The 25955-nt window shown below is 58.7% G+C and carries 20 protein-coding genes; 9 read left to right on the top strand and 11 right to left on the bottom strand.

The window, feature by feature from the left end; translation table 11 throughout:
* The first annotated feature begins 143 nt into the window (after window positions 1–143).
* The 4 genes from rsmG to HMPREF2849_RS00290 all read left to right on the top strand — a co-directional run bounded on the left by rsmG (window position 144) and on the right by HMPREF2849_RS00290 (window position 4278).
* Window positions 144–779 (top strand): 16S rRNA (guanine(527)-N(7))-methyltransferase RsmG, encoded by a 636-nt coding sequence (rsmG, locus tag HMPREF2849_RS00305; RefSeq protein WP_083280649.1) that lies wholly within the window; start codon window positions 144–146, stop codon window positions 777–779.
* Window positions 780–1057: 278 nt separating this feature from the next.
* Window positions 1058–2014 (top strand): ParA family protein, encoded by a 957-nt coding sequence (locus HMPREF2849_RS00300; RefSeq protein WP_016421734.1) that lies wholly within the window; start codon window positions 1058–1060, stop codon window positions 2012–2014.
* 21 nt (window positions 2015–2035) lie between these two features.
* Window positions 2036–3313, top strand: coding sequence for a ParB/RepB/Spo0J family partition protein (locus HMPREF2849_RS00295; protein ID WP_070862422.1), 1278 nt, complete (start codon window positions 2036–2038; stop codon window positions 3311–3313).
* A gap of 11 nt (window positions 3314–3324) precedes the next feature.
* On the top strand, window positions 3325–4278 hold the full coding sequence (locus HMPREF2849_RS00290) for a hypothetical protein (protein WP_049170104.1): 954 nt from the start codon (window positions 3325–3327) through the stop codon (window positions 4276–4278).
* A 26-nt stretch (window positions 4279–4304) separates the two neighbouring features.
* Here HMPREF2849_RS00290 and HMPREF2849_RS00285 read toward each other — a convergent pair whose 3' ends face one another.
* From HMPREF2849_RS00285 to HMPREF2849_RS00255, 7 genes are all read right to left on the bottom strand, one after another.
* Entirely contained in the window at window positions 4305–5489 is a 1185-nt protein-coding gene (locus tag HMPREF2849_RS00285; protein ID WP_048733139.1) for an N-acetylmuramoyl-L-alanine amidase, read from the bottom strand.
* 410 nt (window positions 5490–5899) lie between these two features.
* A complete protein-coding gene (gene trxA / locus HMPREF2849_RS00280) occupies window positions 5900–6220 on the bottom strand; it encodes a thioredoxin (RefSeq protein ID WP_016421730.1) in 321 nt (106 codons plus the stop codon).
* Window positions 6221–6613: 393 nt separating this feature from the next.
* The gene (gene trxB, locus HMPREF2849_RS00275) at window positions 6614–7552 is read right to left on the bottom strand and encodes a thioredoxin-disulfide reductase (RefSeq protein ID WP_049170102.1); all 939 of its coding nucleotides are present in this window, start codon (window positions 7550–7552) and stop codon (window positions 6614–6616) included.
* Window positions 7553–7716: 164 nt separating this feature from the next.
* Window positions 7717–8280: a sigma-70 family RNA polymerase sigma factor gene (locus HMPREF2849_RS00270; RefSeq protein ID WP_042389015.1), complete on the bottom strand. Its 564-nt coding sequence runs from the start codon at window positions 8278–8280 to the stop codon at window positions 7717–7719.
* A gap of 235 nt (window positions 8281–8515) precedes the next feature.
* Complete coding sequence (locus HMPREF2849_RS00265; RefSeq protein WP_070439191.1) at window positions 8516–12124, bottom strand: murein biosynthesis integral membrane protein MurJ; 3609 nt, start codon at window positions 12122–12124, stop codon at window positions 8516–8518.
* Between the two features lie 27 nt (window positions 12125–12151).
* Window positions 12152–14689: a hypothetical protein gene (locus HMPREF2849_RS00260; RefSeq protein ID WP_070429066.1), complete on the bottom strand. Its 2538-nt coding sequence runs from the start codon at window positions 14687–14689 to the stop codon at window positions 12152–12154.
* A 6-nt stretch (window positions 14690–14695) separates the two neighbouring features.
* Window positions 14696–15553, bottom strand: coding sequence for an NUDIX hydrolase (locus tag HMPREF2849_RS00255; RefSeq protein ID WP_180950691.1), 858 nt, complete (start codon window positions 15551–15553; stop codon window positions 14696–14698).
* Window positions 15554–15713: 160 nt separating this feature from the next.
* On the opposite strand from HMPREF2849_RS00255, the gene HMPREF2849_RS00250 reads away from it, so the two are divergent.
* From HMPREF2849_RS00250 to HMPREF2849_RS00235, 4 genes are all read left to right on the top strand, one after another.
* Window positions 15714–17156, top strand: coding sequence for a CCA tRNA nucleotidyltransferase (locus HMPREF2849_RS00250; RefSeq protein WP_070862421.1), 1443 nt, complete (start codon window positions 15714–15716; stop codon window positions 17154–17156).
* On the top strand, window positions 17156–17797 hold the full coding sequence (locus HMPREF2849_RS00245; RefSeq protein WP_070545997.1) for a YqgE/AlgH family protein: 642 nt from the start codon (window positions 17156–17158) through the stop codon (window positions 17795–17797). The genes HMPREF2849_RS00250 and HMPREF2849_RS00245 overlap by 1 nt, the downstream gene beginning before the upstream one ends.
* Before the next feature lie 117 nt (window positions 17798–17914).
* The gene (locus HMPREF2849_RS00240) at window positions 17915–18598 is read left to right on the top strand and encodes an AzlC family ABC transporter permease (protein ID WP_042389007.1); all 684 of its coding nucleotides are present in this window, start codon (window positions 17915–17917) and stop codon (window positions 18596–18598) included.
* A complete protein-coding gene (locus HMPREF2849_RS00235; protein ID WP_016421723.1) occupies window positions 18595–18945 on the top strand; it encodes a branched-chain amino acid transporter permease in 351 nt (116 codons plus the stop codon). Before HMPREF2849_RS00240 ends, HMPREF2849_RS00235 begins: the two co-directional genes overlap by 4 nt.
* Window positions 18946–18996: 51 nt before the next feature.
* Here HMPREF2849_RS00235 and HMPREF2849_RS11265 read toward each other — a convergent pair whose 3' ends face one another.
* From HMPREF2849_RS11265 to HMPREF2849_RS00215, 4 genes are all read right to left on the bottom strand, one after another.
* Window positions 18997–19911, bottom strand: a complete 915-nt coding sequence (locus HMPREF2849_RS11265; RefSeq protein WP_053087271.1) for a hypothetical protein — start codon at window positions 19909–19911, stop codon at window positions 18997–18999.
* Between the two features lie 14 nt (window positions 19912–19925).
* Window positions 19926–21056: a DUF695 domain-containing protein gene (locus tag HMPREF2849_RS00225; RefSeq protein ID WP_049189417.1), complete on the bottom strand. Its 1131-nt coding sequence runs from the start codon at window positions 21054–21056 to the stop codon at window positions 19926–19928.
* A 108-nt stretch (window positions 21057–21164) separates the two neighbouring features.
* Window positions 21165–22148 (bottom strand): bile acid:sodium symporter family protein, encoded by a 984-nt coding sequence (locus tag HMPREF2849_RS00220; protein ID WP_016421713.1) that lies wholly within the window; start codon window positions 22146–22148, stop codon window positions 21165–21167.
* 71 nt (window positions 22149–22219) lie between these two features.
* Window positions 22220–22831: an SdpI family protein gene (locus HMPREF2849_RS00215; RefSeq protein WP_070604821.1), complete on the bottom strand. Its 612-nt coding sequence runs from the start codon at window positions 22829–22831 to the stop codon at window positions 22220–22222.
* 60 nt (window positions 22832–22891) lie between these two features.
* On the opposite strand from HMPREF2849_RS00215, the gene leuS reads away from it, so the two are divergent.
* Window positions 22892–25810 (top strand): leucine--tRNA ligase, encoded by a 2919-nt coding sequence (gene leuS / locus HMPREF2849_RS00210; RefSeq protein WP_070862420.1) that lies wholly within the window; start codon window positions 22892–22894, stop codon window positions 25808–25810.
* Window positions 25811–25955 lie beyond the last annotated feature (145 nt).

The following is a 25955-nucleotide window of genomic DNA, read 5'->3' as shown; positions in this document are numbered from 1 at the left end:
ACATCGCTGTTGCACTGTCGTACACTAGGGGTAGTGAAAAGCTCGACGGGTGACGGCACAGCTGCCCCATTGTGCAAGAAAGGTTAGTGGAACTGTTGAGTAACCCCGAGAAGGACGTCGATAAGCAAGAAGCCTCCGCCGGTTTGGTCGATGCTGATTTGCGTTCGGTGATAGATACCGTGTTTGGAGAGAATGCCGATCGAGCATACCGCTACCATTCCTGGTTGGCTGAGGAGGCTACAGTCCGAGGTTTGATTGGGCCACGTGAAACTCCAAAGCTGTGGGATCGGCACATTATCAATTCTGCGGTAGTTGGAGAAGCGATAGGCAAGGGGCTTGTAGTTGCGGACATTGGTTCGGGGGCAGGCTTGCCCGGGATTCCGCTTGCTCTTGCACGACCAGATTTGAAGGTGGTTCTTGTAGAACCATTGCTGCGCCGTACGACTTTTTTGAACGAAGTTGTGGAAGATCTCGAGCTGGACAATGTGACCGTGGTTCGCGGCCGCGCTGAGGAGAAAGTGGTTCGCGCTGAGGTTGGCCAAGTAGATGTCGTCACTTCTCGCGCTGTTGCCCCTCTTGGGAAATTGGCGGGCTGGTCGCTTCCTTTAGTTAAATCCGGAGGCGCGATGGTTGCACTGAAGGGTGGAACTGCGCAAGAGGAGATTGATCGGGACGCAAAGCTTATTGCCAAGGCGAAGGGAACTAATCCCCGCGTTGTAGAGGTTGGCGGTTCCGTGTTGAGAACTTCGACGTACGCCGTGATTATTCAGAAGAAGTAGGTTGTAAGTCCCCCTCCCCTACTCCACTGCCGGTTCGCTTGTGTTTTGGTTTCGACATTGAGGCGCGTAGTGCCGTCGGGCTAGAGTGGGATAAGTATCGCGGTATGGCAAAGTCCTACCGGCCAAGGTGGATGTTTCACGTGAAACATTTCCACAATCGTCGGCGTCTAACGCTTGTTGGGGCTTGATGATTACGCTTTTGCAGATAGTTACTAAGTTTTTATTCGCACTCCAGTGGCCATGATTGGTGATTGCTGTGCTTGTAAGGGGAATAGTTAATGAGCCGGAAGTCCTGGCAAGACACACCCATCGCTGCGGCAGCTCAACGGGCAGCGCAAGTTAAGGCCCCGAACCGTTTATCGCTTCCACGCCCCGAACGCCCGCGCCGTATTACTATCGCCAACCAGAAGGGTGGCGTGGGCAAGACCACTTCGGCAGTCAACATCGCGTCGGCGCTCGCGCGACATGGTCTAAAGGTGCTAGTCATCGATAATGACCCGCAGGGAAATGCTTCTACGGCCCTGGGGATTGAGCATGTTTCCGGGACCCCGTCGACGTATGAGCTTCTAATTGGCGAACTACAGATTGACGATGTCATCCAGCGTTCCCCTGAATCTGAGAATCTCTTTTGTGTGCCAGCGACGTTGGACTTGGCGGGCTCCGAGATTGAGCTGGTCTCGCTCCTGAACCGTGAGCGCCGACTTCTCGATGCAGTGTCAGATCAGTACCTGATTGACAACGGCTTTGACTTTCTCATTATTGACTGCCCTCCTTCGCTCGGTCTGTTGACTCTGAATTCGATGACTGCCGCCAACGAGGTTTTGATCCCGATTCAGTGTGAGTTTTACGCCTTGGAGGGTGTGACTCAGCTGATGAATAACGTGCAGATGATTCGTCAGCATCTCAATCCGGAGCTACATATTTCTGCTGTGCTGCTCACTATGTTCGATGGCCGCACCAAGCTTTCGGAAGAAGTTGCCAATGAGGTTCGTAACTACTTCGGTGAGGTTGTGCTACGTAATCTCATCCCTCGATCCGTGAAGGTATCGGAGGCTCCGGGATATTCGCAGACCGTAATTTCCTACGATCCAGGGTCTCGGGGCGCAGTTGCTTATCTTGACGCCGCGAAGGAATTGGCAACGCGTGGCGACTATTCAGCAGTTCCGGGTGGAAGTGCGATTGGGCAAAAACCAGCTTCCTCCCCTACCCCGTCCAATTCCACTGAGACAAATTAAAGCCACTAGGAGTAGTAACCGATGTCGAATCAAAAAAAGGATCACCGCAAGGGAGGGCTCGGTCGCGGTATCGCCGCGCTGATCCCAACTGCTCCGGCGGCTAACCCCTCGGTAGGTGAGAGTGCCGCGGATATTATCTTCGGTCCCCGCCGTACCCAGGGGACGAAGCAGGCCGGAAGTAGCGGAGTTGCCGACGTACTGGGAACAGCCGCGACGGGATCCGGCACCTCGTTGACTGAAGGGAAAAACGCCGGAAAATCTGCAAAATCCGGCCAGAGCAAGCCTCATACCGACGAGGCGCAGAAACGTCACAGTGACGATAAGGCTATTGGTAAGTCTAGCGATGTTTCACGTGAAGCATTGCCCTCGGCGACGTCGGGAGTAGTGGACCATAGCAGCGCGGAGCCGACCGATGTTGACGCTTCGGCCGCAAACGAGTTTGGCGCGACCTATCGCGAGATCGACTTGAAGCTGATCACGCCGAACCCGAAGCAGCCACGAGAGGTCTTCGATGAGGAGCCCCTGAATGAGCTCGCTCACTCTATTCGTGAGTTCGGTTTATTGCAGCCGATTATCGTACGACCAATCTCTGAGGATAGTCGTGCGGCCGCACTCGAGGCAGCGCGCAAGGAAGATCCGAACGCGCCGCAACCCGAGTTTGAAATCATCATGGGTGAACGGCGCTGGCGTGCTTCTCAGCGAGCTGGGGTCGACACGATTCCCGCCATCGTTCGCGATACTCCAAACCAGGACATGCTTCGCGATGCCCTACTAGAGAACATCCATCGCGTTCAGCTGAACCCACTCGAAGAGGCCGCTGCGTACCAGCAGCTACTCGAAGAGTTTGGTGTAACTCAGGCAGAGCTGGCGGATCGAATCGGTCGCTCGCGGCCCGTTATTACCAACATGATTCGACTCTTGCAGTTGCCGGTGGAGGTACAGCGACGAGTAGCGGTCGGTGTTCTGTCGGCTGGTCACGCACGTGCCTTGCTTGGAGTTAAGGCAGGTAAGGAAGAACAGCAGCGCCTCGCCGAGCGAATTGTTGCTGAAGGACTATCCGTCCGTGCGACCGAAGAAGCAGTGACATTACTCAATGCCGGCGAGCGACCGAAAAAGCAGCACCGCGAGCCCACTCCGCAGCCGGAGGTCCTTCACAATTGGGCTGACCGCCTGTCCAATTCTTTTGATACGAAGGTGACTGCCCAGATGGGCAAGCGTAAGGGCAAAATCGTTATCGAATTCGGCAACCTCGAGGACTTTGATCGCATCATGTCACTGATGCATCTCGACGAAGAGTAAACCCGGTTACTGTGACTGAAGTATTCATCGAGAAAATTTCGCTGGCCGACATCGAAGGAATCTATCCAGAGACGATGTTAAGCCTGTTTTGGGAACAGGGCATGGAGCATATCCGTACAGCAACTGCCCTACCCCAGTTCTCGACTGAGCCGCGCGAACCTAATTTGGACCCCAGCACGCCAGAAGAGGATGAAGCGCTCAACGGTGATTTAAAGCATTCGGACGGCCAACCCCCTACTCGGCCAGGCGGAGCTAGTGAAAGCCTCTTAAATGGCGATTTAAGCCCTGATTTAGCCGCCCAGGTGCGCTTGGAGAAGGAAGCATGGCTCAATACCGTCTACCTTTCCTGGGGACCGTGCGGATATTCACTACGACGAAAGCCACCGGCATCACTTATCGATGGGAAACTTGAGACCGTCGGCACGCTGCTCTTTGCTCCGCCACGCTTCTGCCCGACGACATTTTCCATGCCTTCCGGACCAATATCGCCGGATGCGATTGCGCTGACGAGTCTGCATTACAACGCTTTAGAGGTTGACGATGACATGCTCCGCGTGCTCATTGTGACCGCTCTGCACAAGCTCGCGCTGCGCGGGATTTCAGCGGTAGAAGCGTTTGGTTGCAGTGGCACGGCGGATTCTATGTCGGCATCCACGCCGTCGTCGCCAACGCCTGACGACGGTACGGAGAATCTAATCGCTGATTTCGAAGCGCAACTCGAAGAAAAGCTGAATCCAAAGCCGTGTATTTCAGATTCGTTGGCGGCGATTAACCATAACGCCGGTGATTTGATTCGTACGCGAACCCTTCTTGACTCCGGGTTTCGGGTGGTGACTCCACATCCGATTCATCCGAAACTCCGTATCGAGTTGGATGCGGAATTGGATTGGGACGAAGAAATCGGCCATGCGTTGGATCTAAGTGCGAAAGAACCCTTTATGCGCTCAAAGCTGTTCAGTCTTTAGCGCTGGGTTTCATTGGTCAGCCGTGTTTAGGCTTTTTCCTCTTCAATCAGCTGCGCAAAGCTGTAAGCGCCGGTCATTGGCTGCTGCTCTTCATCGCCCAGGTACAGACGCTTTACAGCGACAACGATAGATTCGGCAATTACGTCCCGCTGATCTGGGGAAGAAAGAATTGCGACGTCATCCTCGTTGGTCAGGTAACCAACGGCGACTTCCACCGTGGGCATCCTGGTCAGACGGAGGAGATCCCAGGTACGGGCGTGCGAGCGGCAGTCTACCAGGCTCGTACGGGCAACAATTTCTCGCTGGATAAGGCCAGAGAGCTGTTCGCCCAGAATGGAGTTGGAGCCCTTCATCGAGCCAAAGTAAAAGGTCGCAATACCGCTGGCGCGGTTGTTGTGATAGTGGTCAGCCTGCAGGGAGATGAAGACGTCAGCGCCAAATGCGTTGGCCATCTCAGCGCGATCCTCGATGGACGGATTGTCGGTACGAGGACGAGACAGAATAGTCTCTGCACCTGCCGCGACAAGGCGACCCTCAATGCGAGAGGCCAAATCCCAAAGAATCTCTTCTTCAGAAATCTGACCGTAAGGGCCGTCGACCACAATGCCGGGCTCCCCTGCCCCAAGACCTGGATCAATGACAATGCGCTTTCCAGAGAGCTTCGGCCCCATCGTGCGCAGTATTTCCTTCTCGTGGAAGGCGTTTACAGAGCCACCAGTAACCCTCCTGCCCAAGTAGCTGAGCGCCCGGAGAGTAACGGGACCACAGATACCGTCGGGCTCCAGCCCGTAATTGAGCTGGTATTCACGTACAGAGGCATCGGTCTTCGGGCCAAAGTGGCCGTCTACTCGGGCATCGTGGAAGCCGAGTTCCTGCAAGGTAGCTTGGAGAACGCCTACGTCCTCACCGGTCATTTGTGACAGTGGATCGTAGGACAGTACGCGGGTGCCCAGAGTGTACGAGGCTTCTCGCAGTAGGCGCAGGGTGCTGTCGCGGATAATCCCGTCGGCATAGACACCGCGGGACTGTTGGAACGCCAGAAGAGCGTTGCGCATGTCCTCATCAAAGAGGTCATCGTCACCAGACCACTGAGGCGAGTTCTCCTCCGCGGCTGAGCCCTCCCAATTGGGCAGAAGCCCAAGACGAGCCAGGGTAGAACGTACCTCGGCTACACGAGGTGACCTATCGCCCACCTTCAGAAACTCTGGCACGAAAACTCCCTTCCGAACTCCACAATTATGTTTAGGCCGTTGTGGGTCCTCACAACACTTAATCAGTATTACTGGCCAGTGAGCTAAACGAAACTTCAGTTAAGAAATCCCGCGCACTCTCAGAGGATATGGTCAGCAATACCTCTCAAGTTGGCGGCAACCTGGTTCCTTCACGGTATTAAGGAAGACGTAAACCGCCATTTCCAGCAAGATTACCAGGTCGCAGGCGCGAATTGATTGTTACGAGGGCGCGTCGGCTAGCCCGACGGCAGAACCCCAGGACTAACTCTAAATCACAACCACAACTTCAGTCACATCATAATGGGGTGTGTCCAACGAAGGTGGCAGTAGCGAAGTGACGGGTGGGCAGTCGTAACCTCGTATCGGATAAGGAGCAACCCCAAGTTCTTTTAAAGGTGCTTTTCGATGAGCGACGTGATTTCGCCCTTCGGGCGGACTCCGCGAATCTCTTCGACCTTCTTGCCGTCCTTGAATAGGAGCAGGCTTGGGATGGACATAATCTGGAACATGCCAGCCAGTGCACGCTCCTCATCGACGTTGACCTTGGCGATGACGGCCTTGCCATCGAGCTCGGTCGCAACCTCGTCCAAAACGGGAGCAATCTTCTTACACGGGCCACACCACTCTGCCCAGAAATCAACAAGCACCGGCTTATCGGATTCGAGGACATCGGACTTAAAGGTGTTGGCGGTGACGGTTACCGGAGCCATGAAATTCTTCTCCTTAGAATGAGCTCGTTTGAGTTCTTAGTGGTTTTGTTTTGTGGTCTTGATTCTAATTTTTCAACCTAGCTTCTTCAGCCTCGCGTACGGATTTGGCGCTCAAGGCGTCAAAAATTAGGGCTTCCGGTGGTGCGAGTGAAGTACTAAATTGTTAATTAATGGTGTTCTTGAGAACGCTGCAAGTGCTCGATGAGTACGGGGCGTACCGGGCTATAACACGTCCCGCTGCACCCTGATTGAGCTACAGCTAACAACAATTGGGCTTACCGACTATCGGATATTCCCCATAGTTGGATATCTGCAATCGTAGGGCTTATCCAACAATTGCGATACCCCAACTATTAGGTGTTTATCCAGCTAGTGCGACTGCCCTGCTGTCATCTACCGAGTAACAGTTTCCAAGTAGTGCTCAGCATCCAGCGCAGCCTTGCAGCCAGAACCAGCGGCGGTAATCGCCTGCTGGTAATGCGAGTCAACAACATCGCCCGCCGCAAAGACGCCCTTGAGAGAGGTCTGGGTGCTCGGAGCGGCTACCTGAATGTAGCCATTCTCATCGCAATCCAGCTGATTGCGAACCATCTGCGAACGTGGCTCGTGGCCAATTGCTACGAACATGGCAGTCACATCCAGGACGGACTTCTCACCAGTGACGGTGTCTTCCAGCTCGAGACCGGTAACCGAACCCTTGTCCTCACCAAGAACCTGGGACACAACCTTGTTCGTCGCAAAGCGAATCTTGTCATTGTTCTGCGCGCGCTCGACCATGATCTTCGACGCACGGAACTCATCGCGGCGATGGACAATCGTCACCGAGCGGGCGAACTTGGTAAGGAAGGTTGCCTCTTCCATTGCGGAGTCACCGCCGCCGATGACGGCGATATCGTGGTCGCGGAAGAAGAAACCATCACAGGTGGCACAGGCGCTGACACCATGACCAAGCAGCGCCTGCTCACCCGGAGCACCGACATAACGCGGAGCGGCACCGGTTGCCAGGATGACAGCGTGAGCCTTGTGCTCTTCTTCGCCAACCCAGACAGACTTGATATCGCCGGTGAGATCCATGCGATCGACAATCTCCATGCGCAGGTCAGCGCCGAAGCGCTCTGCCTGTGCGCGCATCTGATCCATCAGCTCTGGGCCCATGATGCCCTCGGAGAAACCTGGGTAGTTCTCCACATCGGTAGTCGTCATAAGCAGGCCGCCAAACTCGATGCCCTCGAACACCACAGGCTTCAGGTCGGCACGGGCTGCGTAGGTGGCAGCCGTGTAACCGGCGGGACCGGAACCGACGATGATCAGGTCGTGAACGATATCGCTCATGAAGACTCCTATAATTTTTATCTCTCACATCACATGGCGCACAGTGATGCTCAGTAGTAAGCAAATTTTTCAGCTCCGGGAAAGAAATTACCGGAACCAGCCACCTCAACCAACGTGAGGTTAGCCATCTCTATTCCCCCAGCCTCTCCCCTGCTCCGCAGTTGTTAGGCCACCTGCACTTCTTCCAATTGTCGCCGAAGCGTACGACGCGCCCGCGCCCGCCGAGACTTCAACGTCCCGCTCGGCTGCCCAATACTGCGAGAGGTCTCCTGCAGCGAATATCCAAAGATGTCCAAGTACAGCAGGGCATCCCGTTGATCCGTTGGCAGCTGCTCCAATGCGGCGGCCATAGTCACACGTAGCGGAACATCCGGGCAGGGAATCGGCTGTGAACTCATAAACGTCTCAAAATCCTCCTCCTTATCGCAGAGAGGGATCTCCCCGAAACGACCGCGGTTGTGGTCAATACACGCATTCTTCACGATGCACGTCAGCCACGTCGCCACCGTTGAACGCCCGCGAAAGCTCGCCGCCCCCGCAATTGCCCGCGCCAGACCCTCCTGTACCCCATCCAAGGGATCGAAATCATCCCGACGATAGCGCCGCGCCATTGCTACCAACTGCGGATAATAACGCCGTGCCAACACCGCGAACGCGCGACGATCCCCCGCCAGGTGCGCCTTCAATAATTCACGATCGACCTCGTCCGCAGATGCATGCTTTTGCATACCGACGACGCCACAATCCCCCAGTCGCCGACCCATGCGGGCCTTACGGTGACTGTCCCCAATTCGATTTCTTCCCCCAAAGTTCATGGCTCCTATGCAAACACGAAACCCGCGCTCTCCGCTTGGCAAAACTGCCGTGGAGACCGCGGGCTGTGGATGAATTTCAAAACGTCCCAGTAGCTGTGGATAACTTGGGACAACTTGAACTGTTGCCACCTAAGGCAAGCTCAGAGCGTTATTCCGTACCACGCACCTGAATGTCGCCAATAGCAACTGGCAGCAACGAATCCGGAGATTGCTCAGCCAGATTGCGGTCGCCGACAAGTGGGTTGTCCGCATCGGAATTCTGCGACTCAGCATCAGCATCAGCATCTGTATCAGCGTCAGTGTCTGAGTCGCTGTCGGCTACCGCTTCCGCAGCCGTCGGCAAGCCGGAGATCCAGACAACAAGGTTCTTCCACTCAGTGTCGCGGCTATCGATTTCAATGGTCGTCGTATCTGAGGTGGCAGTAGCGCTTCCGAGAACCGTTGTGTCATCCAAGTTCGTCGAGTCAGCATCTCGTAGGCCGCGAACTTCAATGTGTGCGCCCGGGGTCGCCGCGACCTTAAGTTCTCGAATGGTTGCCGGTTCATCCAGAGTGACCCGAATACCAACGCCAGGTTTGAAGTCCTCTGGACGATTGCCGAACTGGCTGAGGTAAGTCGAAGTTACCCAGAAGCTTTCCTCGTCACTATCGATGGTCAGCTCAGCCATGTCCGGATTGTCTGGACCGGCTGCCGGGTTGTCGCTGTCGGCCTGCCACTCGTTAGCGTCGGCAAGCGAAAGCGTCGTGATCGGAGCCGGGCCGCGTCGTACGGACTCGGAGTTAATCGGTGCGTCCGAGGAACGGTTAACCAGACCAAAGATGCCCGCGGCGACAAGTGCACCGACAATGACTACACCGACAACGACTGCGCCGGTGCTGAATGCGCGGGTGCGATTCTTGGTGTGGCGAGCGTTTGATTGGGCTACACCGTCGGCATCGACGGATTCGCGCGCACCGGTGTCGGGGTCGATTGCGAGAAACTCCGAAGAGTCGGGGCCGAGCGCTGCAGTGCGCAAATCCTCCGCGAGTGTGCGAGCTGGCGACTCCTGTTGGTTGAAGTTCTCCGGGCGAACCTGCTTCGCGCGGTCGATGGCAGCAGAAATATCGGAGGGGATATTTGGCACGTTGTAGAACAGCTCGTCGATGACAGAAAGCAACGCGTTGTAGTCCGAACGTTGCGAGCTATCGGGCAAAACGACGGGGAAAGCGTCGTAGATGTGGCCGTCGCTGCTGATGCGCAATTGTCCAGGCTTGTTTGTCAGGCCAAGGCAGCGCCCAGATTCGTGGGCGTCGGCGATTGTCTCGGCAAGTGATGCTATTGCGAGTGCCAGGGCATCCGGGTGGGCGGCCTGATCGAACCGCTCAATACCGATACTGCTGGTCCAGTCGGCGACGATGAGCACCTCGGTGCGTGTCTTCGCCACACTATGAATGCGGGACATCCCGGTGCCAGCCAGGTCACGCAGCTCATTGGTCGTCGTGGCAATCTTCTGGGCGGCAACCGATGGCGAAGTGTCGTAGTACGGCAGTGCAATCGTGTCGACGAAGACAAGTGCGACATCTGAGTTGTCGGGATCGCCCATATCCATGGCACGCCACAGGCGCAGACCTGGGTAGGTTGCGACTTCAGAACGCAGACGGAAACGACCACCTGAGACCATCTCGCCGGGTACATAGCGGGTTGGGCGAGAACCCTGCGTCGGCATCGGCGGCAGCAGCGGCGAAGCGGTGAAGCCCTCGTTTGCCAGACCCGTGGCCTCGCCGATCAGGTTCGACGGGGCAATCGAGAAAGCATCAGCGGCGAAGCCACGTTCGCGCTCCATATCCTCACGGTCGGCGACGGCATTGTCGGCTGCATGAGGCTGCGGAGCAAAGCGGCGTAGACCCGGGATGCGGCCGAGGAAGCCACCCAGAACGCGGACCTCTTCCAATGGAGCCTGAGCGAGCACCAGGCCGGTACCGATGAGGAAGACCACGCCGGTGACGATGGTCTGCAGCAGCACGCCGAAGGAACCGAAGAAATCGAACAGCACAAGGTCGGTCAATGCGAATGCGCCCCAGGCGACGGCGACACCGACGAGCGACGCCCCCAGTGCCCACAGCACGGTGTGGACGGTCGCCTTACTGTCCAAGTGTCCGAGAGTGCGGCGCAAGAGCAAGAAGCCAATTACCGCGCCGGCGACGAAACCGAAACCGTTGGCGGCACCGAGCAACACGACGACGGTCTCATCGTCAGAAGCCAGACGAGGAGCGAAGAACGACAGAATCACCTTGACGGTGGTAATGCCGAGGATGATGAAAGTCGGGGTCCAGGCCTCTTCACGGGCGTAGAAAACACGCAAGTGCAAAAGCACAATGGCGTATGGAATAAGCGAGAACGCCGAGAAGGACAGCGTCCAGCCGAGAATCTCTGCGGTTTCGCGGGGGAACTCCAGATACGCAAAAAGACCGACGGCGATGGGGCGGCCGAATGCGGTGAAGAATGCGACGATCGGCACCAGCGCAATCATGGTCAGGCGCGTACCGATGGACAGATCGCGGACCACTGCCCCATCATTGCCGTCGGCTGCATTGCGGGACAGTCGCGGCATGATGGCGGTCAGCAAGGTAACGCCGATGATGCCGTAGGGCACCTGCAACAGCAGCCACGCCTGCTGGTAAATCGTCGGCGCGGCCTTGGAGGCAGTCGAGGCAATATTGGTGGTGATGAAGTAACCAGCCTGGGAAATTGCCACGTAGGTAATAATCGCGACACCCATGCCGGTGAACTGTTTGATGCGGTCGTCGATACCCCACAGCGGACGCAAATCAATGCCCGCGCGCTTGAGGTAGGGAATCATGATGGCTGCCTGAATGACGACACCCAGGGTGGTACCAAGACCCAAAAGCAGGATGTGCGGATCGGAGAGTGAACCGTCCGAATCCGGACTCAATTGGCCGGGCAGGAACAGATATAGCAAGAGCGTGGCAATGGCCACGACGTTGTTGGCGACAGGTGCCCACGCACCGGGTTTAAAGATTCCCTTGGTGTTTAGCACCGCCATGAGCAGCGCAAATATGCCGTAGAAGATAATCTGCGGCAATAGTAAGAACGCAAATGACGTTGCCAGCGGAACGTTGACCTTACCGGCCTCGTTAAGGCTCAATCTGGTCAACAGTGGCGCACCTATCACCGCCAGCACCGTCACCACTGCCAACAGCGTCATAGAGACAGTCAAGAGACGTCTAATGAAGGCGGCACCGTGATCTGGATCCTCCTTCTCCGCGCGCACCAACACTGGCACCACCAGAGAAGTCAGCACTGCGCCGAGGACGATTTCCGTAATCAGGTTCGGCAGTGTGTTGGCGACGTTGAAGGCTGAAGCCACAGCCGGACCCAGCGTCGCGCCGATGAGCAGGTTTCGCAAAAAACCCGTAATGCGCGAAATCAGGGTAGCGATTGCCATCGAGCCCGTGGAGGCGACGATGTCCGAGTTCGACTGTCCCTGATTTGCGTCCGCCGTCGAGCCTGCGGAGGAATCGCTGGAAGCGGTTGCTGTCGCAGTTGCCGCCTTTGCTGGCGATGGTGATGCCGATTCCGTCATCGCGTCAGTGGCGGTATCGGCATTTGCCTTATGGCCGGATACGCGAGTTAGGTCCGGGGCCGCTTCGGCCGGCTGAGATTCAGCCGTTGGCCGCGCCGCCGGAACCGGAGCCGGTGGCGCGGGGCGACGAATGCGGCCTCGAAGTCCAGATTTATGCGCGTCTGAGTCAGTCACATGTCCTATTGTTGCTTAAAAGGGGGTCTATTTCCGAAAGTACTGTGACCGTTTTGCGGCAAAAAACCCACCAACAGTGACGATGACGAGGGTCACGATAGCCAAAACCCCAACCGAAGCGCCCGATTGCACGGAAATACTCACTGATCGGGAAATGGGCGTGCCGCCAGGTGATTCGAGCCACAGCAACAGATTGTGGGAGTTGTCTCCACTATCCCGTGGCCGGTCTCCCTCTGGAGCATTGGTTGCCGGAGTAGATTCTGCATCATCACCCGACTTCGGAGTGAACTGAACAGTCACCGATCCCTTGGCAGGGATGGCGGCCTCATACTTCTCCTCCATCACCGAATCTCCAGAGCCGACGCGCACGAACGCGGGAACCGGCAGTGGCAGACCATTGCGAGCCAGCACCGCAATTGGCGACAGCTGCGTTGCGCGGGTGTAGACACCGCCGGGAGCTACCAATGTCACTGAATTGCGCAGACGTCGAGTCATAACCAGTGCCTGGTCGCTGAGTTCTTCGCTCCGCCGCTGCACGTCAGTTGACTGCAGCTGATTTCGCCGGCCGAGAGTGGTAAACGAGCGCAGTAAGTCGTGCCGCAGGGGGCGGGTGAATTCATACCGCGTCAGCGCGACGTTGGGATCGTTGGACATGATTGTGGTCAGGTCCGTGATTTCGCGGGAGGCTATCCGAGCCTTCTCCACGAGCGCTTCACCCACCGGCGCGGGATCGGCGAACTCGGCAACTGGGGTAACCGAGCCCGCATCCAGGTCACGAGCTGCGGCGGTGATGGAGTCCATCAGCGGAGTCAGCTCAGCCAGGTTATCGTCCACGGCTTTCCGAACCGCGGCCATGAAATCTTCAGCGTCGCTAGCGCGTGGATCCCAACCGGACGGTGGTGCTGCCACCACAGCCGCGCGAGGGGCATCCGAATCAGTCAGTGATTGGAACAGAGTGCCAATCGCTGTCTGCATCCGTGCAGCCTCGGAGTCGATTCGGAAATCGTAGCGTCCGAGCAGATTCGAATACGCCACAGTCTGGGGAGACCGTCCTGTTACAGCCAGAGAGGCTGTCAGTGCCCCAGAGAGGGCGAAGGCGCGGCTACCGTCGGCAAGCACGCCACTGTGGCCAGGCCGTAGTGTCTGACCATCGGCGGTGATAGTGGTGTTGTCCGCGACTAATACGGTGGTGTCGTGCGCGGCTTCGCGTGGAGTGGGCGAGGGAGGCAGCGTCTCGCCGGTATCTACGCGGTCTTCGAATGCGCGCTCCGGGGTGGTTCCGTTCAGAGCTGTCGCCGCCGAGTACAGCGGGGCGCTTTCCGACGTTACGTATCCCTCGGCGGGCAAATAGATACCCGGCAGTGTCTGAACGTCCAAATGCTTGGCGATGGTCTGCCGACCAGCGGCGAGTGCCTCCATGGAAAGCTCTTGATCCGCCACGCGAGCTACGGCGCTGGCATCGGTGCCGCCCCACGGCAGTGACAGTGTGCATGTGTCCTGTGTGAGATCGTGCAGCCGATTAAGCCAGTCGGCGGCATTGTCGCTGGCGGGCATATGCGTGAGATTGGTGTCATCCGCGTTTCCCCAGGAATCCCGCAGTCGTGGAGAGGACTCCACAGGACTTGGGCGGCTGGTGCCAATCCAGTAGTCACGGGTCATCCGGGAGATTGCATCGAGGGTCTCCGGGTCGATGGCGATGCATGTCGATTCCCGCAATCTCTCCCCATCGGGGCCGGCAAAGCCTTTTTCCAACGAGGTGAGCAAACCGTCGAGGCGGCCACCGCGTTCGAGAGACTCGGCCAAAGAATTGTCGGTGAGGATGAGATTCGGCGACGAGGGTGCGTCACCGGTCTCACCGCCGACCACTGGCACTGGCTGGCTGATGGGCCAAATCAGCGAAAACGGCACTGGGTCACGGCGGGTGGGCGCATCGGAATTGTCGGTCTCATCGTTGTCGTTCTCATCACCGGCAGGCGGTTCCGGCTCATCACCTGCGGCTTGCGAATCCGTCACCGGTAGCAGTGCGCGTGTTTCCGCCAGCAGGCGGTCGATGTCATCTTCCGGTTGCCCGTTAGCATTGATGAGCAGCGGAAACGTGCCGGCTTCCGTGATGTCGAGTCCTTCTGGGGCCGGTGCGGAGATAGGAACACTTAGCGTAACCTCACGCGTCTCGCCCGCTTTCAGCTCGATGGGGGCACTGAAGGTACCAGCCACATCAAACACCGATTCAGGCTCAGCGAGAATCGTCCGCGCATCTGCAGAGGAAGCTAGTGCGCCGGCCCGCTGTGGGCGCAGCGCAACATTGCTGATATCCGCGTTGGAGGTGTTGTGCACCTGCACCTTGATGGTCAGTGTCGAATGTAGAGCCGCGACATGCGGAGCGAAGCTGGTTATCGAAAGCCGAAGGGGTCCCTGTTCACCGACTCGATTGGTACCACTGCCCCACAACTGCTCATCTTGCGCAAAAGCTGGGGGCGCAACGGCCGTCGGCAAGCACAGTATGAGCGCTGCGGTGGCGGCCGTGACTTTACGAACAACATTCCTTGGCAACTGCAACCTGAACATGCGCAATCACCTCGGCGTCTGCCGGCCTGCTCGCTTTTCCGCGCGGGAGAGATCGGGCAGCAGATTGTGCGCGCGCCGGGCCAGTTTGCGTTCGTCAGCGTAGGCCAACCGCTCCACCAGGGTGTCTACCGGGACCCACATGACCTGAGTGACCTCGGGATCTTCGTCGTTCAAATCGCCATCGACGTAGCGCAGAAGGTGATGGTGCACGGTCTTGTGAATCCGCGTGCCATCGGAGACAAACCAGTAGTCAATCACACCGAGCTCGTCGATGACCTCGCCGCGAATGCCCGTTTCTTCCCACACCTCACGTTCGGCGGTGGAATCGAAAGCTTCGCCGGGCTCGACATGGCCCTTGGGCATCGACCACAGCAGGCGCCCGCGACGATCGTGCCGACCAATCAGCGCGACATAAATCCGTGACAGGTTGACTTTGCCGCCATCGCCGACCGCCTCAGCAAGCCCCGAGACGACCAGTCCGCCCGCCGAAGTCTCAATCGAGGTCTGCATCGGCGCTGCATTTTGCGCGCGCGACGAGTGCGCACGGCGATTGTTCGTGCGCTTCGTCTGTGCGTGACGACGGCGATTGTTCCTATCCTGACCGTTCTTACGGCCACCGCGGTTGTTCGACTGCTTCGAGGGTCGTGCCGACTTCGGTGATTTGGAAGATTTCTTGGCGCCACCGGAGTTTGGCTTGGCCGATTTGGGGCCATTGGCACCGGAGCCACTACGTTTTGCGGAATTTCCGCTGGTAGTAGCGCTATTGGTGTTGGTGGACGCGGAAGCGCCACCCCTTCTGCGCGGTCGCCGACGACGTCGACGGCTCTTCGCCGCCGAGTTGTCATTGCGTACCACGTTGTTCATTCCACTTAGACTACCGGGTTTATAGGTATAAGCGGGTATTGTGTCGGTCGTGACACAATCGACTCCTTCAACGACAAATGGTGACCAGCCCGGGGGGACTACACCTCACGGCGCTACTCCGGCGGCTGCTGATGCGGACCCACAGGTGCGTAGGACGGCAATGCTGGCAGTGGCGGATCAGGCGATTGCTAAGGAGTCGGAGATTCTCGATTCGCTGGCAGCTGCGTTTAGTGCAGCTGGCCACCGTCTGTACCTTGTCGGCGGTTCTGTGCGCGATGCTCTCTTAGGGCGACTGGGCGTGGATCTCGATTTCACCACCGACGCACGCCCGGAGGTGACGCGCACGATTCTCGATGACTGGGCGGACATTGTCTGGGATACCGGCATTGAATTCGGCACACTCTCCGCGGAACGGCATGGCCGTCAGGTGGAGATCACCACATTCCGTGCGGATACGTACGACCAGGTCAGTCGCAATCCGGAGGTCACTTTCGGTGACACGCTGGAGGGTGATCTAATTCGCCGTGACTTCCGCTGTAACGCCATCGCCGTGGAGCTCCACGGTGACGGCACCCGCACCTTCCTCGACCCGCTCGGAGGTTTCGAGGATCTTGTCGCGGGTGTGTTGGATACCCCGGGTGCGCCGGAAGTCAGCTTTGGCGACGACCCCTTGCGGATGCTGCGTGCCTGCCGCTTCGCATCCCAGCTCGGGTTCGACGTGGCACCGCGTGTGCTCAAAGCGCTGAAGGAAATGTCCAGCGAAATTGACCGCATCACGGTCGAGCGCATCTCCACCGAGCTGAACAAGCTCATCCTGGGTGCGGACCCAAGCCGAGGTATCGACCTGATGGTGGAATCGGGGTTGGCCGACCGCGTGCTGCCGGAGATCTCCGACATGCGCATGACGCAGGATGAACACCGCCAGCACAAGGATGTCTACCAACACTCTCTGCAGGTCATGCGGCAAGCTATTGACCAGGAAGAACCCGGTGAACCGGACCTCGTACTGCGCTGGGCGGCACTGCTGCACGACTGCGGCAAACCCGCTACCCGTGCCTACAACGAGCAGGGAAACGTCACCTTTTACCAGCACGAAGTTGTCGGCGCGAAGCTGGTGCGACGCCGCCTTCGGAAACTGAAGTTCCCGAAGAAGACTAACCACGAAATCTCGCAGTTGGTCTACCTGCACATGCGCTTCCACGGCTACGGCGAAGGCAAGTGGACGGACTCGGCGGTGCGACGTTATGTCAACGACGCCGGAGATCTGTTGGAACGACTCAACAAAATCGTGCGGGCCGACTGTACGACGAGAAACCGTCGTAAAGCAGCACGCCTCGCACGAGCCTGCGACAGCCTGGAAGCGCGAATCAAGGAGCTCGCCGAGCAGGAGGACCTCGCACGCGTCCGCCCCGACCTGGATGGCAACGAAATCATGGAAATTCTGGACCTGAAGCCCGGCAAAGAAGTCGGACAGGCCTGGAATTACCTGAAAGAGCTGCGATTGGAGTCCGGTCCGCTGGAGCGTGAAGATGCTATCTTGGCGCTGAAGAAATGGTGGTACGAGCAGTCCGGTGAGCAGGCTGAAAGCGAAAGTGAGAGCTAATGGCATCGATTAATCCGGAAAATCTCTACGGCGACCGGCTTTTTACCAGCCTCGAGCGCAACGACCCGGCTGCCGGTATGCTGCTGCTCGCAGCACCCGGCATGCTCTCGCCGGAGTTTTCCCGCTCGGTGATTTTCCTCATTGAGCACGATGAACACGGCACCCTTGGTGTCGATCTCACACAGCGTTCGCAGACGCCGGTGCACAATGTGCTCGAGCCTTGGGCGCCGCTGATGGCCAAGCCGCCGGTGCTCTACGTCGGGGGTCCGGTCAACCAGACACAGCCAATCTGCATTGGTGTGGTGCGAAATGGTGCCACCCTCCCAGAGGAGACCGACAGTATTACCGGTGCCCCGCTGATGGAACGCATCGCTCACAGGTTTGCGCTGGTCAACCTCGGTGCGGAGCCGGAGGGCGTACGCGACCGCATAGATAGCGCACGCATCTTCGCCGGTTACGCAGGCTGGGATCCGGGGCAGCTGGAAGACGAGCTCGAGCGCGGTGACTGGTACGTCGCCCCTGCCCTGCCCTCAGATGTACTCGCGCCTGCTGCCGCGGACATCTGGGGTGATTGCATGCGCCGTCAGCCCTGGCCGCTGCCACTGTATGGCACCTATCCCGTAGATGTACGTGACAACTAGATGAGTGAGCACATCAATACCGAAGGAAACAGGGCTGAAGGAAGTAGCTCCACAACCACAGCAACTGGCGACCGCAGCGACATAGCTGCCGGCATCCGGCAGACACTGCCCGTGGGCATGGGACTCATTCCGCTAGGGCTCGCATTCGGCCTGCTCATCGCACAAACTGGCTTTAGCTGGTGGTGGGCACCCATCTTCTCCTTCGTGGTCTACGCGGGGTCGATGGAGTTCCTCGCTGTTGGCCTGGTTATGGCGCATACGGGTCTGCTCGGCTGTGCCGTGACGTCCTTTATGGTCAACTTCCGCCACGTCTTCTACGGACTGACGTTCCCACGCGATCGGATACAGTCTCGTCTCGGCCGCGCATACTCCACATACGCGCTTACCGACGAGTCGTATGCCATCGTCTCTGCAGCAAATCCGACCGAAAAGATGTCGGGCCGCCGACTGTTGACAATTCAGATTCTCTGCCAGTTATTGTGGGTGGGCTCCGGTATTGTCGGGGCTCTAACCGGCGCAGCACTGCCCGAGGGTATCCGCGGTGCCGAGTTCGCACTGGTGGCGCTCTTTACGGTGCTGGCCATGGACGCGTTTGAGACTTCCAAGGATTGGTCACTGCCCCTGTCCGCTATCGTCTGCACGCTGGTGGGCTGGCTGATTAACCCGAACCAGATGCTGGTTATCGGACTGCTGATGTACTTCGGCCTGCTGCTGTTGCGCGTGTGGTCGCCGCGGGTGGATCGGGTGATGCGCATGACGTCGGCAAGCAAGCCGCGTACGACGGAGGGAGAGCGAGCATGACTGCGTTGCCCGATTCCGGCTATGTGCTTGCCGCGCTCTTTGCGATGGGAGCGGTGACAGTTGCGCTGCGTGCGCTGCCGTTTGCGTTCGTGCGCACTCTGAAGGGGTCTCCCCTGTTCGAGTTCCTCGGCACGACCATGCCGGTTGGAGTCATGGTGGCGTTGGTTGCCTACACCGTCTTCGGGCGGCTAGGACTCAGCGGTGAGAGTGGCGACCCCGGCGCTGCCTGGGCCGTGCCCGTAGCACTGGTGGTCACCATTGGCCTGCACTGGTGGCGGCGTAACACCGTGATTTCGATTTTTGTAGGCACGGCGCTGTATATGGTCCTCGTGAACCTTGTCGCGTGAGGTGCGCTGTGTGTGGGACGGTGCCAGCGGACCAGTGGCTAGCGGCAGTGGCTAGAACTGTGCCGGTACCTGACCAGTGAAGTCCGGTAGTCCCGGAATCTGGGGCAGCTGCGGGGATTCCGGCAGATTCAGTAGTTCGCCGAGATTCGGGCTCTCGGGCAGGTTCGGGACGCCTGGGATGTCCGGCAGGCTCGGGCTGTCGGGCAGGCCAGGCAGCGATGGAGTGCCCAGCGTGCCGTCGAAGGCATTCTGAACATCACTGGTGTGAGTTTCCTTCGTGCCGTAGGTGTTAGCAGCGACGCTGAAGTCAGGTCCAATGGATGCCGAGGCGTGAACGCTCTGGCGGTCATCGGACCAACCCCACTTTGTGCCAATAACACCCGGCAGCGTGGCGGTGCCGTAATCCTGACGGTAGCCATCCGCTGCCACAGGTGACGCGGTGCTCATAGCAACCAGCACCGGGTCAGAAGAGTTCTCACGCTTCTTGGCCTCCAAGAACTTCACAGTGTCCGCGCTGGACGTTGTTGAATTTCCCCAGTGATCTGCACCGTGGGTGTTGCTGAGGCCGTACTCACGCGCAGTGGCGTTGATGGAATCCGGGTAACGGCCATAGAGCTCACTGGCGATATTGTCATCGGAGTAGCGAATCATCTCTGTGGCCTTCGCCTTGTCCGCCTCTGTGCCATGTTTGAAGACGTAGTCCGCAATGTAGAGCTTGACAATCGAAAGCCCCGGACGAGCCTCATTTTCGTTCGCCGTACCGTAGTGCGTGCCACTTGGGGTGTGGGTAAAGCTGATCTGGGTTCGCCCCGGAGCATCAATAGTGCCCTGCGGAGTCAGTTTTGGCTGCGGAGCCGCAGCGACGTTTCCAGCTGCCAGCGGAAGGCTGGTGACAGCGATGACACCGGTAAGACCCATGCGAATCGCGCGGGAAGGCCGTGGAGTAAGACGATGACGAGCGTTCATAACAAAAAACCAATCTACACGCGCAGGTGACCGACGCGCTGCCAAGCTGGATCGTAAGCGGTATCGACGACGTGCTCTCCCTCGGTCCACGTCTCCGCAACAGCTCGCAGACCCGCCTCCGCATCAGATGCCGGGTCAATAAAGAAGTGCATCAGAGCCATGCCATCGGATTGCTCAGTTGCAACAAAAATACCCTTGTCCTCAGCGATGGCTTCAGCGGCAGCGGTATTGAACTCGGAGAGGGATTCCTTCGATTCGTCCGTCGGCAAGCCCTTGTCATCAATATTGCCGAGCATGAGCTGAATCAGCACATGCTGCGTCATAGTCGGGCTCACCAGCTGCGTAATCGGCGCGCGAGTAGCGACGACGAGTGGCTGGCCGTTGGCTTCGGCATCAATGGTGAGCCACTCCGGGCACTCTTCCGCGAGCTGCTCGACGACACCGCCCAGCTCCGGTAGCGGGATAGCACCTTCCGGCTCCTCGCCAGCGAAGGCAAAGCCGCGCAGCCATAGGCCGAAGTCCTCCTCCCCCAGAGCCAGCTGCAGCAGCGTGAAACCGAGCTGAGCTACCAAGCGCTCACCGTCCTCCAACTGAGCAATTGCCGGGAACAGCGGGTGGAATAGACGAACGTCCACTGCCCCATGACCACTGCTAACAGCCACGCGTGCGTCTGCCGGATCGACCTCGGCCGGAGCATCGGCCTCGAGCGCACCCTGTGCAACCAACGTGGCCGCGACATCCCCCAGCGACAGCTTCATCGCCGGATCCGCCTGACGGAGGTCGGTGAAAGACCACACCGCGCCGTCGTCAGGCGCGGCCTCCAGCCAACGGCGAGCGACCGGACGCAGCTCCGGATCGCCGGCAGCGCTAACAGTCAGAAGGTGGCGAGAATACGGAGCGCCAGCCTCAAACCCCCAGATGAGCCGGTCATTAATAGCGGCGATGCGGCCGCCGACCTCCTTCTGGACATCAATAATGTCCACATCGGCGGCATTCGGAGCACCATCGATACCGAGCTGGACACTAAACATCGAGTCGAGCGCATCGGCGCCAAAAGAGTTCCACCACGACCAGAACTCGTTGATTGCGGTCTCTTCTGCGGCGCGCTGTTCCGGGGAGAACGGAGCCGGATTCTCGTTAGCCATGCTGAATCTCACACTTTCGTTTGCTCGTTTAAAACCGAACCATATGTTGTGCGCCCCAGTATATGTGCCAAGCCGGATTCGCCCCTCGGGTCCATGCGCTAGACCGCGTTAAGCGGGTTGTGGCTCCGGCTCAGCTTCTGCTTCCTTGCCCCAGCGAGCGGCGTAGACCGCACAGATCATCAGCTGAATCTGGTGGAAAATCATCAGCGGCAAAATGTAGAGGCTGGCATCGGCACCAAAGATAACGGCAGCCATGGGCAGACCGGTGGCCAGGGACTTCTTCGAACCGCAGAACTGAATCGCAATGCGGTCCTTGCGGTCGAAGCCCATCTTATTTGCGATGAATCCGGACAACCGCAAAACGAATTCCACCAGCACGACCGAAAGCACACACAGGATGACAATGTCCCCTGCCGGCACCTTCGACCAGATGCCCTGCACCATGCCCTCGGAGAACGCCGCGTAAACGACCATTGCGATAGATAGGCGGTCAACGTTCTTAGTCGTCTTCGCGGCGGCAAACTTCAGGGTCCAACGGCGAGTGAGCTGGCCGATTGCGAATGGCAGCAGCAACTGCAGCGAGATATCCAAGAACACCGACGAATCCACATGAATGCCGCCGCCGGTGGCCATCAACAGCATCACCAGCACCGGTGTGACCACAATGCCCAGCAGGTTAGATGCCGAGGCACTGACGATTGCGCCGGCGACATTGCCCTTGGCGATGGAGGTGAAGTTCACACTCGACTGCACCGTCGACGGTGCCAGCGTCATGTACAAAATGCCCAGGTAGAGGCCAGGAGAAAGAATCCAATCCAGGGGTTTCATCAGCAGGCCGAGGATTGGGAACAGCACGAATGTGAAAGCCAGAATGGTTATGTGCAGCCGCCAATGCTTAACACCGGCCAACGCATCCTGCGGGCTCAGGCGCGCGCCATAGAGGAAGAACAAGAAGCCAATGGCGATCTTTGTGGCCCAGCTGAAAACCTCAGCGGTAGTGCCGCTTGCAGGAAAAATAATCGCCAGTATCGCTGCAGCAACGATACCGACGATGAGGGGATCTGGACGCCAATTCACAATTCGTTGCCACATGGACAAATAGCTTAGTGGGCAACCAGAGGTTGTCTTACTGTTTTGCAGAAGCTTTTCTCTGCAATAATTTTTTACTTCTTCTGCTCAGCTGCCTTGCGCAGCGCATCCTTGTCCACAGGCTTGAAAGTGGCATTCGCGGATGAGCCCTTGTCCGTGCACAGTCCTTCCAGACCACAGGAGCTGCAGCCACCGGAGACACCGCAGTCTGCTGCCGGGTTGTCGGAGCAGCAGGCATCATCAGTCGCAGTGTCGGCGGCATCAGTGGCGGCGGAGTCACAGCCACAGCCGCTGTCACCGTCACCGCACCCACAACCGGAGCCGGACTCGGCGGAGACCTTGGCGTCGTAAAGCGCGATGGTGTGCGAGCCGATAGCCGCACCAATGCCGAGCATGGCGATACCGGCGAGCAGAGCGACGGCGTACCACAGCCACATCCAACCAGAGGCCTCCGGGCGTATGGCGAGGAAGCCGAGCATGGCGGCGCCGAGGAAAGCGACAGCGGACACAGCCCACGGTGGGCCGGCAACGCGGTGCGTAATATCCCAGTTTTCCTGGGACTTTCGAGCCTCAGGCGCACGAATTCCGATCCAGTTATTACCCGGTAGCTTCGCCGACCATGCCAAACCAGCGACAACGGCTATGCAAACAGCCAGAACCAGGGTAATTACAGGGATGACAATCATGCTTCCAATTTATATAGGTGGTTGAGCACGTGCCAAACGCACCTATTAGACTGTGAGACCATGACCAACAGCGAAAAGCCCTCGTCCTCGGCAGAAGCCACCGACTACCGCTACTCCCCCGAGCTGGCGACTCAGCTAGAGGGAAAGTGGCAGGCGTATTGGAAAGATAACGGCACCTTCTACGCCCCCAACCCGGTGGGCGATTTGGCAGCTGCCGACGGCTCGACTCCGCCGAAGGACAAGCTTTTCGTCCAGGACATGTTCCCGTACCCGTCCGGTGTCGGTCTGCACGTAGGCCACCCGCTGGGATACATCGCCACCGATGTCTTCGCGCGCTTCCACCGCATGCAGGGCGCAAACGTGTTGCACACCCTGGGCTACGACGCCTTCGGTCTGCCGGCGGAGCAGTTCGCAATCCAGACCGGTACGCACCCGCGCGTGACGACGGAAGCGAATATCGCCAACATGGAGCGCCAGCTGGGCCGCCTGGGACTTGGCCATGACCGCCGCCGTGTTTTCGCGACCACTGACCAGGACTACTACAAGTGGACGCAGTGGATTTTCCTGCAGATTTACAACGCCTGGTTCGATGAGGATCAGAAGAAGGCCCGCCGCATCGATGAGCTGATTCCACTCTTGGAGTCGGGCGAGATGGCTACCAAGGACGGTCGCGTCTACGCTGAGCTCAGCGAGACCGAGCAGCGCGAAGCAGTCGACGAATTCCGTCTGGTTTACCAGTCGAATTCGATGGTCAACTGGTGTCCGGGCCTCGGCACTGTGCTGTCCAACGAAGAAGTGACCGCCGAGGGCCGTTCGGAGCGCGGTAACTTCCCGGTGTTCCGCAAGCGGCTGGGCCAGTGGATGATGCGCATCACCGCATACGCTGACCGCCTGGTCGACGACCTGGAGCTGCTGGACTGGCCGGACAAGGTCAAGTCCATGCAGCGCAACTGGATCGGCCGCTCCCGCGGTGCCGAGGTCGACTTCACAGCCGAGGTCGGCCCGAAGGTCTCCACCAAGATCAGGGTCTTCACCACTCGCCCGGACACTCTCTTCGGAGCCTCCTACATGGTGCTTGCTCCTGAGCACGAGCTGGTGGATCAGCTGGTCGAAGCCGGCAGCGGTTCCTACGAGGGCGTGGATGAGCGCTGGACCTTCGGCAAGGAAACCCCAGCCGAGGCCGTCGCCGCTTACCGCGCCGCAATTGCCTCCAAGTCCGACCTGGAACGCCAGGAGAACAAGGAAAAGACCGGTGTCTTCCTGGGCGCTTACGCCACCAACCCGGTGAGCGGTGAGCAGGTGCCGGTGTTCATTTCCGACTATGTCTTGATTGGCTACGGCACCGGTGCCATCATGGCTGTCCCGGCCCACGATGAGCGCGACTACGAGTTCGCCACTGCCTTCGGTCTGCCAATCCGCGAGGTTGTTGCAGGTGGTGACATTGCAAAGGAGGCGTACGTCGGTAACGGTACGTGCGTGAACTCCGCCAATGATTCCGGCCTGGACATCAATGGCCTGGACAAGGACACCGCCATCGCCACCGTCATTGAGTGGTTGGAGAAGGAAGGTGCTGGTCACGAGAAGGTCCAGTACAAGCTGCGCGACTGGCTATTCGCCCGCCAGCGCTACTGGGGCGAGCCCTTCCCCATCGTCTACGACGAGGACGGTCACGCCCACGCGCTGCCCGAGTCCATGCTTCCGGTCGAGTTGCCAGAGGTCGAGGACTACAAGCCGGTCACCTTCGACCCGGACGATGCTGACACCGAGCCAAAGGCTCCACTGGACAAGGCCACTGACTGGGTCAATGTCGAGCTCGATCTCGGCGATGGCAAGAAGAAGTACCGCCGTGACACCAATGTCATGCCGAACTGGGCAGGTTCCTCCTGGTACCAGCTGCGCTACATCGACCCGAATAACGCTGAGGAGTTCGTTGACCTGGAAAACGAGCGCTACTGGACCGGCCCTCGCCCGGAGACTCACGGTAAGGACGACCCAGGCGGCGTCGACCTCTACGTCGGTGGCGTCGAGCACGCAGTGCTGCACCTGCTCTACTCCCGCTTCTGGCACAAGGTCCTCTTCGACCTCGGCTACGTGACCTCCAAGGAGCCGTACCGCCGTCTGTTCAACCAGGGCTACATCCAGGCTTACGCCTACACCGATGCCCGTGGTGTCTACCAGCCGGCGGATCAGGTTGTTGAGCGCGATGGTAAGTTCCTCATCCCGGGCGGCGCCGAAGACGGCTCTGACCTGGAGGTCTTCCAGGAGTACGGCAAGATGGGCAAGTCCCTGAAGAACGCTGTCTCCCCCGACGAGGTCTGCGACAACTACGGCGCCGACACCCTGCGCGTCTACGAGATGGCCATGGGTCCGCTGGACACCTCCCGCCCGTGGGCGACGAAGGATCTGGTCGGCTCGCAGCGCTTCCTCCAGCGCGCTTGGCGCCTGGTGGTCAATGAGGACTCCGGTGAGCTCGCCGTCACGGACGCAGCGCTTTCCGACGACGACCTCAAGGCACTCAACCGCACCGTGGAAGGGGTTACCTCTGACTACGCAGAGCTGCGTGACAACACGGCCGTCGCAAAGCTCATTGAGTACGTCAACTACCTGACTAAGACCTACGGTTCGACCGGTGCCCCGCGCGCCGCCGTGGAGCCGCTGGCTCTCATGCTTGGTCCGGTGGCACCGCACATCGCGGAGGAACTGTGGAGCCGTCTCGGCCACACCGAGTCCCTGGCACACGGTCCGTGGCCGGCAGTTGACGAGAAGTGGCTGGTCGACGACACCGTTGAGCTGCCAGTTCAGATTAACGGCAAGGTTCGCGCTCGCATTGACGTGGCTACCGATGCTTCCCGCGAGGACATCGAGGCCGCCGCGCGTGCCGACGAAAAGGTTGTCGCAGCTGTGGAGAACGCCGGTGGCAATATCGTGAAGGTCATTGTCGTTCCGGGCAAGATGGTCAACCTGGTTGTGAAGAAGTAGCCAAGGAGACTAGTGCGTACGAGAAAGTGTCGGGGTTTATGACAGTTTGAGGCCTAAAATCGACTCAAATTTGTCATAAACCCAGACACTTTCTCGCTTGAGACTTTCTCGCAAAAGCCTCAAACGGGTGGCGCCGAGGCTGGCC

Origin of the sequence: Corynebacterium sp. HMSC073B01 (assembly GCF_001838255.1) — a bacterium.
GTDB classification, from domain to species: domain Bacteria; phylum Actinomycetota; class Actinomycetes; order Mycobacteriales; family Mycobacteriaceae; genus Corynebacterium; species Corynebacterium jeikeium_D.
This window is presented reverse-complemented; position numbering and strand designations above follow the sequence as displayed.

Excerpts from the sequence above, each read along its gene's own strand:
- HMPREF2849_RS00300 (WP_016421734.1), top strand. The coding sequence starts at position 1,058 with ATGAGCCGGAAGTCCTGGCAAGACACACCCATCGCTGCGGCAGCTCAA.
- HMPREF2849_RS00295 (WP_070862422.1), top strand. The coding sequence starts at position 2,036 with ATGTCGAATCAAAAAAAGGATCACCGCAAGGGAGGGCTCGGTCGCGGT.
- trxA (WP_016421730.1), bottom strand. The coding sequence starts at position 6,220 with ATGGCTCCGGTAACCGTCACCGCCAACACCTTTAAGTCCGATGTCCTC.
- trxB (WP_049170102.1), bottom strand. The coding sequence starts at position 7,552 with ATGAGCGATATCGTTCACGACCTGATCATCGTCGGTTCCGGTCCCGCC.
- HMPREF2849_RS00270 (WP_042389015.1), bottom strand. The coding sequence starts at position 8,280 with ATGCAAAAGCATGCATCTGCGGACGAGGTCGATCGTGAATTATTGAAG.
- HMPREF2849_RS00260 (WP_070429066.1), bottom strand. The coding sequence starts at position 14,689 with ATGTTCAGGTTGCAGTTGCCAAGGAATGTTGTTCGTAAAGTCACGGCC.
- HMPREF2849_RS00255 (WP_180950691.1), bottom strand. The coding sequence starts at position 15,553 with ATGAACAACGTGGTACGCAATGACAACTCGGCGGCGAAGAGCCGTCGA.
- HMPREF2849_RS00250 (WP_070862421.1), top strand. The coding sequence starts at position 15,714 with ATGCTGGCAGTGGCGGATCAGGCGATTGCTAAGGAGTCGGAGATTCTC.
- HMPREF2849_RS00245 (WP_070545997.1), top strand. The coding sequence starts at position 17,156 with ATGGCATCGATTAATCCGGAAAATCTCTACGGCGACCGGCTTTTTACC.
- HMPREF2849_RS00240 (WP_042389007.1), top strand. The coding sequence starts at position 17,915 with ATGGGACTCATTCCGCTAGGGCTCGCATTCGGCCTGCTCATCGCACAA.
- HMPREF2849_RS00235 (WP_016421723.1), top strand. The coding sequence starts at position 18,595 with ATGACTGCGTTGCCCGATTCCGGCTATGTGCTTGCCGCGCTCTTTGCG.
- HMPREF2849_RS11265 (WP_053087271.1), bottom strand. The coding sequence starts at position 19,911 with ATGAACGCTCGTCATCGTCTTACTCCACGGCCTTCCCGCGCGATTCGC.
- HMPREF2849_RS00225 (WP_049189417.1), bottom strand. The coding sequence starts at position 21,056 with ATGGCTAACGAGAATCCGGCTCCGTTCTCCCCGGAACAGCGCGCCGCA.
- HMPREF2849_RS00220 (WP_016421713.1), bottom strand. The coding sequence starts at position 22,148 with ATGTGGCAACGAATTGTGAATTGGCGTCCAGATCCCCTCATCGTCGGT.
- HMPREF2849_RS00215 (WP_070604821.1), bottom strand. The coding sequence starts at position 22,831 with ATGATTGTCATCCCTGTAATTACCCTGGTTCTGGCTGTTTGCATAGCC.
- leuS (WP_070862420.1), top strand. The coding sequence starts at position 22,892 with ATGACCAACAGCGAAAAGCCCTCGTCCTCGGCAGAAGCCACCGACTAC.